This is a genomic window from Comamonas brasiliensis (assembly GCF_018292285.1).
GTDB lineage: Bacteria > Pseudomonadota > Gammaproteobacteria > Burkholderiales > Burkholderiaceae_C > Comamonas > Comamonas brasiliensis.
Window position 1 is genome coordinate 26,478 of sequence record NZ_JAANES010000009.1, and the last position, 12,123, is coordinate 38,600.

Annotated in this window: 10 protein-coding genes and 4 tRNA genes; 9 read left to right on the forward strand and 5 right to left on the reverse strand. The window is 62.1% G+C overall.

Annotated elements, in window-relative coordinates; translation table 11 throughout:
* Positions 1–16: 16 nt before the first annotated feature.
* Complete coding sequence (locus DJFAAGMI_RS24885) at positions 17–634, reverse strand: LemA family protein (RefSeq protein ID WP_003059354.1); 618 nt, start codon at positions 632–634, stop codon at positions 17–19.
* Positions 635–749: 115 nt separating this feature from the next.
* Between DJFAAGMI_RS24885 and DJFAAGMI_RS24890 the strand changes: the two genes are divergently transcribed.
* From DJFAAGMI_RS24890 to DJFAAGMI_RS24900, 3 genes are read left to right on the forward strand one after another with little or no spacing between them, the layout of a single operon-like run.
* Positions 750–1,505, forward strand: a complete 756-nt coding sequence (locus DJFAAGMI_RS24890; RefSeq protein ID WP_211459942.1) for a Rossmann-fold NAD(P)-binding domain-containing protein — start codon at positions 750–752, stop codon at positions 1,503–1,505.
* Positions 1,502–2,473, forward strand: coding sequence for a YheT family hydrolase (locus DJFAAGMI_RS24895; protein ID WP_211459944.1), 972 nt, complete (start codon positions 1,502–1,504; stop codon positions 2,471–2,473). The genes DJFAAGMI_RS24890 and DJFAAGMI_RS24895 overlap by 4 nt, the downstream gene beginning before the upstream one ends.
* Positions 2,474–2,502: 29 nt before the next feature.
* Positions 2,503–3,060 carry a DUF2946 family protein gene (locus tag DJFAAGMI_RS24900; protein ID WP_211459946.1) on the forward strand — a complete coding sequence of 186 codons (558 nt, stop codon included), beginning with the start codon at positions 2,503–2,505 and terminating at the stop codon, positions 3,058–3,060.
* Positions 3,061–3,146: 86 nt separating this feature from the next.
* On the opposite strand, the gene DJFAAGMI_RS24905 is transcribed toward DJFAAGMI_RS24900, so the two are convergent.
* The 4 genes from DJFAAGMI_RS24905 to DJFAAGMI_RS24920 form a co-directional block, all read right to left on the reverse strand.
* Positions 3,147–4,013 (reverse strand): c-type cytochrome, encoded by an 867-nt coding sequence (locus tag DJFAAGMI_RS24905; protein ID WP_211459948.1) that lies wholly within the window; start codon positions 4,011–4,013, stop codon positions 3,147–3,149.
* A gap of 199 nt (positions 4,014–4,212) precedes the next feature.
* Positions 4,213–5,646: an efflux transporter outer membrane subunit gene (locus DJFAAGMI_RS24910; protein WP_211459950.1), complete on the reverse strand. Its 1,434-nt coding sequence runs from the start codon at positions 5,644–5,646 to the stop codon at positions 4,213–4,215.
* Entirely contained in the window at positions 5,639–8,818 is a 3,180-nt protein-coding gene (locus DJFAAGMI_RS24915; RefSeq protein ID WP_211459952.1) for an efflux RND transporter permease subunit, read from the reverse strand. The genes DJFAAGMI_RS24910 and DJFAAGMI_RS24915 overlap by 8 nt, the downstream gene beginning before the upstream one ends.
* Positions 8,819–8,830: 12 nt before the next feature.
* Positions 8,831–10,138 (reverse strand): efflux RND transporter periplasmic adaptor subunit, encoded by a 1,308-nt coding sequence (locus DJFAAGMI_RS24920; RefSeq protein ID WP_211459958.1) that lies wholly within the window; start codon positions 10,136–10,138, stop codon positions 8,831–8,833.
* Positions 10,139–10,364: 226 nt separating this feature from the next.
* On the opposite strand from DJFAAGMI_RS24920, the gene DJFAAGMI_RS24925 reads away from it, so the two are divergent.
* The 6 genes from DJFAAGMI_RS24925 to DJFAAGMI_RS24950 form a co-directional block, all read left to right on the forward strand.
* A complete protein-coding gene (locus DJFAAGMI_RS24925) occupies positions 10,365–10,985 on the forward strand; it encodes a TetR family transcriptional regulator (protein WP_003059343.1) in 621 nt (206 codons plus the stop codon).
* A 74-nt stretch (positions 10,986–11,059) separates the two neighbouring features.
* Positions 11,060–11,135, forward strand: a tRNA-Arg gene (locus DJFAAGMI_RS24930).
* A gap of 80 nt (positions 11,136–11,215) precedes the next feature.
* Positions 11,216–11,301: transfer RNA gene (locus tag DJFAAGMI_RS24935), tRNA-Tyr, on the forward strand.
* A 58-nt stretch (positions 11,302–11,359) separates the two neighbouring features.
* Positions 11,360–11,433: transfer RNA gene (locus DJFAAGMI_RS24940), tRNA-Gly, on the forward strand.
* Positions 11,434–11,476: 43 nt separating this feature from the next.
* A tRNA-Thr gene (locus DJFAAGMI_RS24945) sits at positions 11,477–11,551 on the forward strand.
* A gap of 75 nt (positions 11,552–11,626) precedes the next feature.
* The coding region (locus tag DJFAAGMI_RS24950) for a GTP-binding protein (protein ID WP_211459954.1) at positions 11,627–12,123 on the forward strand (497 nt) is incomplete at its 3' end.

Sequence of the window (12,123 nt, forward strand, 5' to 3'; positions counted from 1 at the left end):
GGAGCGATGCTCGCAATTACTTGCTGCCGGCAGGCGCTGCGGGTGTGGAGAAGTCAACGGCCGGTGGCTGGGAAATCTGGGCCTCGTTCTGCACCGTGAAGGTCGGTTTGACCTGGTAGCTGAATACCTTGGCCGTGATATTGGTGGGGAAGCTGCGCGCGAGCACGTTGTAGGCCTGCACCGTGCCTATGTATTCGTTGCGTGCCACGGTGATGCGATTTTCCGTACCCTCCAGCGTCACACGCAGATCGCGGAAGGCCTGGTTGGCCTTGAGCTCGGGATAGCGTTCCGCCACCACCATCAGGCGCGAGAGCGCACTGGAAATCTCGCCCTGAGCCTGCTGGAACTTGTTGAAGGCTTCTGGGTTGTTGATCAGCTCGGGCGTGGCCTGGATCGAGGTGGCCTTGGCGCGTGCTTCTATCACCCTGGTCAGGGTCTCCTGCTCGAAGTTGGCCTCGCCCTTGACCGTGGCGACAATGTTCGGGATCAGGTCCGAGCGGCGCTGGTACTGGTTCAGCACCTCGCTCCAGGCGGCCTTGGATTTTTCATCCAGACGCTGAAAGTCGTTATAGCCGCAGCCCGTGAGGGAGAGCATGGAGGCGGCGGTTGCGATTGCCAGAAGCCAGCGTTTCATGGGTGTTTCCATTCACGAAATTGAGACGGAAACCATAGCATAAGGGCTTGGCCGGTTCGTGTGCGTGCAAGGCCTGTCACCCTGCCCGCTGTCCAGCAGCGCTAGCATTGCAATCATGTCCACTGTTTCTCCAATCGATGCTCTACGTGGCGCGCAGCGTCCCGGGCCGAAAACTGCAGCCTTGCCGCGCCTGTTGCTGGCTGGGGCCACGGGGCCGCTGGGCAACGAGGTGCTCAGCCGCATGGTTGGCGCGCAGAACTACGCGCTGGTCCAGGTGCTGGCGCGCGAGCCTTATGTGCAGGGCCTGCGTGGCATGGAGCTGCTCGCCCAGCAGTATGACGATGTGCGGCAATGGCCTGTGCAGCAGGCCGATGTGGGCCTCATCATGTTCGAGCCACCGCGTCCCTACTACCAACGCGAGCGTGCCTTGTGGACGCCCCAGCCCGACCAGCTGCAGGCGCTGGCGCAATGGATGCTGCGCTGCGGTGTGAAGACGCTCGCTGTGGTGCTGCCCCACGATATGGGCAGTCTGCCCCAGGCGCTGAAGCAGGGGCTGGCCAATCTCAATGAGCAAGGTGTGGCCGCTCTGGGTTTTGAGCGGCTGATTTTTGTGCGTTCGGCCAGGGAAGCGCACAAAGCCAGTGCCGGCCATTGGCTGCAGCGCACGGCACAGACCATGCTGTCGGCGCTCAGCTATATGCTGCCGCAGGCGGAGCGCCCGGTGCGGGCCATGCATGTGGCCCGTCTGGTGGAGGCCGCCTTGCTCAAGGCGCCGCCGGGAATTCATGTGGCACCGCCGGAGCTGGTCTGGCGCGCGGCGCAAAAGGATGGCCTGCAGTCCGAGCTGCGCAGCTGGCTGGGATCTTCATGAACTTCGAGCAGTTTCGTGCGCCCTGGTGGCAGCCGGGCGGTCATGTACAGACCATCTGGGCGGCACTCTGTGCCAGGGAAGCGCAGATTCCGGCATGGCGGCGCGAGCGCTGGGATACGCCCGACGGCGATTTCATCGATATCGATTTCTCAAGTCATCCGGCAGGTGCAAGCGCTCCCACACTGGTGCTGTTTCATGGTCTGGAAGGCTCTTCCTCCAGCCACTACGCCAAGGCCCTGGCCCAGGTCTGTGCGCAGCGTGGCTGGCATCTGGCCGTGCCGCATTTTCGCGGCTGCAGCGGCGAGCCCAATCGCCTGCTGCGCGCCTACCACTCCGGCGACTCGGACGAGGTGGACTGGATCTTGCGCCGGCTGCAGCAAGGCGCGAGCGGCGGGTTGCTGGCCATGGGCGTCTCGCTGGGTGGCAATGCCCTGGCACGCTGGGCCGGAGTGCAGCGGCAGGCTGCGACAGAGCTCGTCAAAGGCGCTGCGGTGGTCTGTGCGCCGCTGGATCTGGTGGCCGGCGGCGTCAATCTGGGGCGCGGACTGAACCGCTGGCTCTACACCCCCATGTTCATGCGCACCCTGGTGCCCAAGGCGCTGGCCAAATGGCAGCAGTCGCCAGGGGTGTTCGACAGGCTGCGGCTGCAGCGCGCTCGTACCCTGCATGACTTCGACGATGTGTTTACCGGCCCGGTCCACGGCTTCAGGAATGCCGATGACTACTGGATCCGTGCCTCGGCAAAGCCGCTGCTCAAGCAGGTGGTCGTGCCTTTGCTGTTGCTCAATGCGCGCAACGACCCCTTTGTGCCGGCGCACAGCCTGCCCACGCCCGACGAGGTGAGCGCCTCGGTCCAGCTTTGGCAGCCGCCGCATGGCGGGCATGTGGGTTTTGCCAGCGGTGCCTGGCCGACCCATGTGCTGGCCATGCCGCTGGCGGTGACCGAGTGGCTGGAGCAGTGGCTCTGAGTGGCCGCCGAATAATCAGGAGATGAGTGATGGATGACATCGTGAAACAGGCCATGCTCAAGTGGCCCAATGTGCCGGCCTGCAGCGGCTGGCTGGGTCTGGATGCGCGCGGCCAGTGGTGGCTCAGGGACGAGCAGGCCCAGGCCTGCGGCGCGTTTGCCAGTGGCAAGCCCGGCTCCAGGGGCAATTTGCTGCAGCACGACAAGCTGGCCGAGTTCATTGGCCGCAACTATCTGGTCGAGGCAGATGGTCGCTGGTATTTTCAGAACGGCCCGCAGCGCGTGTATGTGGAGCTTGAGAGTGCGCCGTGGATATGGCGTCTGCGATACGCGGAGCATGGCTTGCAGTTGCACAGTCATACGGGTCAGGAGCTGGCTGCCGAACAGGTGCGGCAGGCGCTTCTGGACGAGCAGGGGCGGCTGTTTCTGGCCCTGCCGCAAGGCCTGGGCATGGTGCACAGTCTGGACATGCTGGATGCCGCCAATGCGCTGGAGAGTGGCACGCTGCCCGAGGCGCAGGAGATCGAGAGCGCCTTGCTGCCGTTGCGGTTCGGCTTTGTGCCCAGTCCCGAGGGCTATCAAGTTTGATAGCTGCTTGCGCTTTTGTGCAAAGGGTTTGAGGCCAAAAATAACAAAACCGGCCAAAGGCCGGTTTTTGCGGGGCAGAGGGGGGCCTACTTGGCTGCATCCACCATGTACTGGATGGCGGCCTTGAAGTCTGCATCCGATGCGGTGGAGCCGCCCTTGGGAGGCATGGCCCCCACGCCTTGGGTGGCCTTCTGCACCATATCGTCCATGCCCTTGGCAATGAAAGGCGCCCAGGCAGCCTTGTCGCCAAACTTGGGAGCACCGGCTACGCCGCTGGCGTGGCAGGCCATGCAGGTGGTGTTGTAGAGGTTTTTGCCTGCATCGGAGGCGGCGGCTGCTGCGGGTGCCGGGGCGGCTGCAGGTGCAGGTGCCGCTTCGGCGGCCGGGGCCGCAGTAGGAGCGGCTGCGGGGGCTGCAGCCGTTGCAGCGGGCGCATCGCCAGCGGCGACGCCGCCGGCTGCGGGCTGGGGCTCGGGGAAGCTGCCTCCGGCCGCATTGGCCATATAGACCACGCCACGGGCAATTTCCGTGTCATTGAATTCGCCGCCACCCTGGGCCGCCATCGCACCCTTGCCTGCCAGGGCAGAGTGCACCAGCGTCTCCAGGCCTTGCTTGATGCGGGGACCCCAGGCCGCTGCATCCTGGAATTTGGGTGCGCCGACGGTGCCGGTCTCATGGCAGGCGGCGCATTGCGACTTGAAGACTTCCGCTCCGCCGCGCAGGGGGCGGTTGGCGTCGCGAATCTCCACGGTTCCCACTTTTTGCAGACGCATGGCCTTGGCCATTTCGGCATTGCCTGTGCCCGCACCCGGGGTGTCGGACGAGGTCACGAACTTGACCAGACCGATGATGACGAAGATGGGAACCACAAACGAGAAGAAGACGGCAAGCAACAGCTGCTTGGGTTTTTTAATGGGGCCGGTATGGGCTTCTTCGTGGTGTTTCTCGCTCATGAAGTCCTCTGAGATCGTGGGATGGGGATGAACAAACCATTATAGAAGTGAGGGTTAAGAACACCAGTGCACGACGATCCGGGTTGACGGCTGCTGGATAAAGGAGTTGAGTTGGATCAACGTTGTGTCGGCAATTTGTGGCGGGCATGAAAAAAGGCGTCCGAAGACGCCTTGTGCGGGAGCCCAAAAAACGGAATGTTTACTGGGCCGAGGTCGCCGCCGCGGGGCGGTCGGCGGCGCTGGCTTCCGTCCAGCCGCCGCCGAGCACCTTGTAGAGGTTGACCTGGTTTTGCAGCTGCGCCAGGCGCACCTGCACCACGGACTGTTCCAGTGCAAACAGCGAACGCTGGGCATCCAGCAGATCCAGATAGCTGGCGACGCCGTTGGTATAGCGCAGATCGGACAGCTTGTAGCGCACCTGCTCCGCCTCTAGCTGACGCGATTGGGCGTCGAGCTGTTCCTTGAGTGAGCGGCGATTCACCAAGGTGTCGGACACTTCGCGGAAGGCCGACTGGATGGAGCCTTCGTACTGCGCCACGGCAATCTTCTGGCTGGCTTCTGCAACCTGCAGATTGGCGCGATTGCGACCGGCATTGAAGATGGGCAGGTACAGCGAAGGAGCAATCGTGAAGGCGGCGGAATCCGACTTGAGCAGGTCGGAGATGTCGGAGCTTGCGAACCCAGCAGAGGCGGTCAGCGTGATGTTCGGGAAGAACAGCGCGCGTGCCGCGCCAATGCTGGCATTGGCGGCAATCATGCTTTGCTCGGCCTGGCGGATGTCGGGCCGGCGCAGCAGCAGGTCCGAGGGCAGGCCCGATGGCACATCGGCCAGGGCCGGCAGATCGCGCAGTTGCTTGCCTTGCATGCTGGTCAGCAGATCGCCAGGCAGAGTCTGGCCCACGAGCAGCGTCAGGGCGTTGACGTCGCGCTCGCGCTGACCGGCCTGCTGGGCCAGGGTGGCGCGTGCGCTTTCGGTCAGCGACTGGGCCTGGCGGTAGTCCAGCTCGGAAGCCACGCCCGAGTCCAGGCGCAGCTTGGTCAGCTTGATGGACTGCTCGCGCGTGCCCAGGGTACGGCGGGAGATGGCCAGCAGCTCCTCGTCCGCCTGCAGGTTCAGCCAGGTGTTGGCGACTGTTGCTATCAGGCTGATCTGGGCAGCCTTGCGGCCTTCCTCGGTCGCCAGATACTGGGCCAGGGCCTGCTGCTTGAGGCTGCCGATGCGCCCCCAGAAGTCAATCTCCCAGCTGGGCATGGACAGGCCCACCATGTACGAGTTGGCATAGCGGCCCGTGGTGGCGCTGGGCTGGCGGCTGGCGCTGCCTGCGACACCGAATTCCGGGAACTGGCCGGCACGCTGGATCTGGTACTGGGCCTGTGCCTTTTCGATGTTGAGCACGGCCACACGCAGGTCGCGGTTGTTTTCCAGCGCGAGCTGGATCACCTGCTGCAGGCGTGGGTCCGTGTAGAACTGCTGCCAGGGGATGTCCGCAGCCGCTGTGGCACCAGCCTGCTCGTCGGTGGCCGAGTAGTGCTCGGCCACCGGAGCGGCAGGGCGCTCCAGCGTGGGGATGAAGGAGCAGCCGCTGGCCAGCAGCGCGCCGGCCAGTGCTACGGGTAGCAAGGTTTTATTCATGTTGGGAGCCTCCCTGCGCTGCAGAAGTTGCCGCCGGGGGAGTGGCGTTGGAGTCTTGCTTGGACTTCTTGCCAAACAGATTGAACACGGCCACAAAGAACACGGGCACCAGGAACACGGAGATCGGCGTGCCGATCACCATGCCCCAGAACACGCCCGTGCCGATTTCCTTCTGGCTGGCCGCGCTGGCGCCGGAGGCGATGTACAGCGGCACCACGCCCAGAATAAAGGCCAGCGAAGTCATCAGAATGGGACGGAAACGCAGGTGACCGGCCTCCAGCGCGGCCTCCAGCGCACTCTTGCCTTCCGCATGCAGGTCCTTGGCGAACTCCACGATCAGGATGGCGTTCTTGGCCGAGAGGCCAATCACCGTGATCAGCGCCACCTGGAAGTAGATGTCGTTGGGCATGCCGCGCATCAGCATGCCGGCCACGGCACCGAACACACCCAGAGGCACGACCAGCAGCACGGACAGTGGAATGCTCCAGCTTTCATACAGCGCGGCCAGGCACAGGAACACGGCCAGGATGGAGAACGCGTACAGCAGCATGGCCGAGGAGCCTGCCTTCTTCTCGTCCAGGGACTGGCCGGTCCACTCGTAGCCGAAGCCGTCGGGCAGTTCCTGGGCCAGCTTTTCCATTTCCTTCATGGCGTCGCCGCTGGTAAAGCCGGGTTTGGCCTGACCGGTGATGCTCATGGAGGGGTAGCCGTTGTAGCGTGTCAGCTGCATGGGGCCGCTGATCCACTTGGCGTTGACCATGGTGGACAGTTCCACCAGCTGGCCTTGCGCGTTGGGGACCGTCAGGCGCATCACGTCCTCGGGCTGCATGCGGCGTGCCGCATCGGCCTGGATGGTGACCCGCTGCATGAAGCCGTTGTTGGGGAAGTCCGTGGAGTTGGACGAGCCCAGGGCCGTTGCCAGTGTCGTGGCCAGGTCACCCATGCTCACGCGCTGGGCATAGACCGCATCGCGGTTGATGTCCACCTGCCATTGCGGTGCGTCGTCCACACCGTCAAAGCGCACGCCGGTCAGCACTGGGCTCTGGTTGGCCTTGGCGACGAGCTGATTGCGGGCTTCAAGCAGGGCGGCATGGCCCTTGGCGCCGCGGTCTTGCAGGCGGAAGGTGAAACCGTCACTGTTGCCCAGCTCCGAAATCGAAGGAGGGACCAGCGTGAAGATGAAACCATCGCGCAAGGCGGACATGGCGCCCATGGTGCGTCCGGCAAAGGATTTGGCATCCGAGCCAGCGCCAGTACGCTCGGACCAGTCCTTGAGCGTGGTGAACGCCAGGCCCACGTTCTGGCCCTGGCCCATGAAGCTGAAGCCCAGAATGCTCACGATGTGATCGGTTTCAGGCTGGCTCAGGGCGAACTTCTCCAGCTCCGCCATGGTGTTGCTGGTGCGCTCCAGGCTCGCGCCGGGAGGCAGCTGGGCCAGCGAGATGACATAGCCCTGGTCCTCGGTGGGCAGGAAGGCCGTGGGCAGTCGCAGGAACATGAAGACCACGCCGGCGATCACCAGCAGGTAGACGATGAAGGCCTGTACGGAGCGCTTGACCACGCCGGACAGAGCCGCGGAGTAGCGCCTGGTGCCGGCTTCGAACTTGCGGTTGAACCAGTTGTAGAAGGGGCCGAGCAGGCCGGTCTTCTTGTCGTGCGCATGGCCCTTGGGGATGGGCTTGAGCATGGTGGCGCACAGCGCGGGAGTCAGTGTCAGCGCAAAGAAACCCGAGAAGAAGATCGAGATGGCCATCACCAGCGAGAACTGGCGATAGATGTTGCCGGTGGCGCCGGAGAACATGGCCAGAGGCAGGAACACCGTCACCAGAATCACGGTGATGCCGACCACGGCGCCCTGGATCTGTCCCATGGCCTTGATGGTGGCTTCCTTGGGCGGCAAGCCTTCCTCGGCCATGATGCGCTCGACGTTCTCCACCACCACGATGGCGTCGTCCACCACGATACCGATCACCAGCACCATGGCGAACATGGCCAGAATATTGATGGTCAGGCCGGCAACCAGCATCACGGCAAAGGTGCCGAGCAATGCGATGGGCACCACGATGGTCGGGATCAGGGTGTAGCGGATGTTCTGCAGGAAGATCAGCATCACGATGAACACCAGCACGATGGCTTCCAGCAGCGTGTGCACCACCTTCTCGATGGAGATCTTCACGAACTTGGAGGTATCGTAGGGCGATGACCATTTCACGCCGGCAGGCAGGAAGGGCTCCATCTCCGCCATCTTGGCCTTGACCAGCTTGGCCGTCGCCATGGCGTTGGCGGTCGAGGTCAGCTGCACGGCCATGGCCACGGCGGGCTTGCCGTCCAGGCGCGACTCGAAGGCATAGCTTTCAATGCCCAGTTCGATGCGAGCCACGTCCTTGAGGCGCACGGTGGAGCCGTCGGAGTTGGAGCGCAGCACCACTTCACCGAATTCCTCGGGCGTGCTCAGCTGACCGGGAACCACAATCGTGGCCGTGGTCGTGGTGCCGGGAGTGCTGGGCAGGTTGCCCAGGGCACCACCGGAGATCTGCTGGTTCTGTGCGGCAATCGCGGCATTGACGGAGGCAATCGACAGGCCAAAGCCCTGGAGCTTGGCCGGATCCACCCAGACGCGCATGGCACGACCCGAGGCAAACAGCTGTGCCTTGCCCACGCCGTCCAGGCGCTGGATTTCAGGCACCACATTGCGGTTCACATAGTCGGCGATGTCGTCACGCGAGGTTTCCCCGGACTCGGCCTGGAATGCCAGAATCATCAGGAAGTTGCTCATGGACTTGTCCACGCGCACGCCCAGGGCCTGAACCACCTGGGGCAGGCGAGGCAGCACGCGCGAGAGGCGGTTTTGCACGTCCACCTGCGCCAGATCGGGGTTGGTGCCGGGTGCAAAGGTGACGGTCAGAGTGCCTTGACCGCCCGCAGGGGCGGAGGCTTCCATGTACATCAGACCTTGCGCGCCGTTGATTTCGCGCTCGATCAGTTGCAGGACGGAATCCGTCATGGTCTGTGACGTGGCGCCCGGGTAGGTCGCTGTCACGTTGATGGTGGGAGGTGCCACCGATGGGAACTGTGCCACCGGTAGCTTGGTGATGGAGATCACGCCCGCAATGATCACGAAAATCGCGATCACCCAGGCAAAGATCGGTCTGTGGATGAAAAACTTGGACATGGATCGTGCCTGTTACTTGGCTGCCTTGCCTTCGCCAGCACCTTCGGCTGGTGCGGCAGCTTTCTCTTGCGCTGGTGCAGCGGGGGCCGCAGCAGAGGGCTGTGCGGGGGCGCCGGCAGCTGCATTGTTGATCTCGACGGGCTTGACCTTCTTGGCTCCCATGCCCACCTTGATCAGGCCGTCCACCATGACTTTTTCTCCGGCCTTCAGGCCGGATGTGACGACCCAGTTAGTGCCGCTGGACTGGCTGATCTGAACGGGACGCGGCGCCACCGAGCCATCCTCGGCCACGACCATGACGAAGTTGCCCTTTTCGTTGCGGGTCACGGCCTGTTGCGGAATCAGCGCGGCGTTCTCGACCTGTGCCTGCTCCAGATGCACGCGCACATAGGTGCCGGGCAGCAGCAGTCCATCGGGATTGGGCAGTTCCGCGCGCACGCTGACCTGTCCGGTAGTCGGGTCCACGGTCAGGTCGGTGAACAGCAGCTTGCCGGTGTGTGCGTATTCCTTGCCATCGTCCAAATAGACGTGGACGCGCGCGGCGTTGTCACCTACCTTTGCCAACTTGCCGGAGCTGAGCGCTTCACGCATGCGCATGATGTCGGAAGAGGACTGGGTCAGGTTCACATACAGCGGGTTGACTTGCTGAATGGTCGCCAGCTGCGTGGCTTCGCCCTGGCCGACCAGTGCACCTTCCGTCACCAGAGCGCGGCCGATGCGCCCGGAGATGGGGGCCGTCACGCTGGCATAGCCCAGGTTGACGTTGGCATTGGTGACTGCCGCCTTGCCTGCGGCAACCTGTGCCAGGGCCGCCTTTTCGTTGGCGATGGCGGTGTCGTATTCCTGCTTGCTGATGGCATTGGCCTCCACCAGAGGCTTGTAGCGGCGGGCGGTGGCAGATGCCTGAGCCAGGTTGGCTTCGGCCTGTGCCAAGGTTGCCTGGGCGCTTTGCAGATTGGCCTTGTAGGGGGTGTTGTCGATCTCGAACAAGGCTTGGCCGGCCTTGACATCCGAGCCTTCGCGGAACAGGCGCTTTTGCACAATGCCGGCCGCGCGGGCACGCACCTGGGCAATGCGCGATGGCTCCAGGCGACCGGGCAGATCGGAGATCAGGGGCACGTTTTGCATGGATACCGTCACCACACCCACTTCGGGGGGCTGTGCCTGTGCGGCGGCCTGTGCCTTTTGGGCTTCCGCGTTTTTGTCACTGCATGCGACTAGGCCCAGTGCAGCAGCCAGGCTCAGGCCGATGACCATGGAGCGGGTGCCGGATGCGGCTGAATTGGACTGGTTGTCGGGAGCCTGGTGTGCTTCATACATCGGGTGCATGAACGTCCTTCCGGTTGACATTGTGAAAACGAAAAAGAGCGCATTCCTCAAGGGTGCGCTCGTTTGGGTGGAAACCCTAGATGGCTTCCTGCGTATCGGTGCTAAAGAAATTATACATACATGCATAAATGTATAATTGAAAACGTTGCGTAAAGCAGCTGTGAAAAGGTTTTTCCCGCGGCGAACGATCGCTGGCGGGTGAGGAAGAAGGTTAGTAATGGCTCGAAGAACCAAGGCTGAAGCGGATGAGACGCGCACCAAGCTGCTGGATGCGGCCGAAGAGGTGTTTTTCGAGAAAGGCGTGTCTCGTACATCTCTGGGCGATATTGCGCAGCGTGCGGGGGCTACACGCGGAGCGGTGTACTGGCACTTCAAGGACAAGATGGATGTCTTTGTTTCCATGCTTGGGCGCATATGCCTGCCTTTCGAAGAAATCTGTGACGACAGGTACGGCGACCTGTTGCCGTTAGAGCGTATTCGTCACTCCATCCTGTGTGTGTTCGAGAGTCTGGATGAGGATGAGCGCCGGCGCAAAGTGTTTGAAACAGCGCTCTTCAAGATGGAGTACGTGGGCGAACTTGCCGATGTGCGCTTGCAGCATATCGAAAGTTCAGGCTTTGCCCGGGAAAAATTTGCGCGTGATCTGGCGGCTGCCGCGGAAGGGCAGTCCCTGCGGTTGTCGGTATCCCCGGAAGAGGCGGCCCTTGGTTTGCACTCTCTTTTTGTCGGACTCATACATGGCTGGGTGTTGACCGAGGGAAGTTTCTCACTGGTCAAGGTTGGCTCGATGTCGGTGGATGTCTACTTGTCTGGTTTGGGATTTCGGGTGAATTTGTGATTTGGGTGTCCAAAGCCGTGCAATAATTGCGGCTGTTGAATTGTTGTTGGCCGTGCAAGCGGCCTGACGGATTCGCGGCTGTAGCTCAGTGGATAGAGTATTGGCCTCCGAAGCCAAGGGTCGTGGGTTCGATCCCCGCCAGCCGCGCCAGCATCGATCTTCGGTAAGAAAAAAGAAATTTCGAAATTTCTTTTTAAGCTGAAAATAGATGCTACAATTCAAGTCTCTTCGGAGGGGTGGCCGAGTGGTTAAAGGCAGCAGACTGTAAATCTGCCCGCTAACGCGTACACAGGTTCGAATCCTGTCCCCTCCACCAGCAATGGTTGAGAAGAGCGATTGCTAGAAATAGCAGTCACGTGCAGTAGTAAATCTGTGCGGGAGTAGTTCAATGGTAGAACCCTAGCCTTCCAAGCTAATGACGCGGGTTCGATTCCCGTCTCCCGCTCCAGTTTGCGAGCAAAGATTTTAGAGGTTGTTTTTGCAACTTCTTTGCCCATGTGGCTCAGTGGTAGAGCACTCCCTTGGTAAGGGAGAGGTCGCGGGTCCGATTCCCGCCATGGGCACCATTTTCTGGTGCGCTCGCTTGATAGGGTTGCGCCGAAATCCTCTTGCAGTGAATTAATTTTTTCGGAGTCGGAAAAATGGCAAAAGAAAAATTCGAGCGCACCAAGCCCCACGTGAACGTGGGCACCATCGGTCACGTTGACCACGGCAAGACCACCCTGACTGCTGCTATCGCTACCGTGCTGTCCAAGCACTTCGGCGGTGAAGCCAAGGACTACTCGCAGATCGACAACGCTCCCGAAGAAAAGGCTCGTGGCATCACGATCAACACTTCGCACGTTGAATACGAAACTGCCAACCGCCACTACGCTCACGTGGACTGCCCCGGCCACGCTGACTATGTGAAGAACATGATCACTGGTGCCGCTCAGATGGACGGCGCTATCCTGGTTTGCTCCGCTGCTGACGGCCCCATGCCCCAGACTCGCGAGCACATCCTGCTGTCGCGTCAGGTGGGCGTTCCCTACATCATCGTGTTCCTGAACAAGGCCGACATGGTGGACGACGAAGAACTGCTGGAACTGGTCGAAATGGAAGTGCGCGAGCTGCTGTCCAAGTACGACTTCCCCGGCGA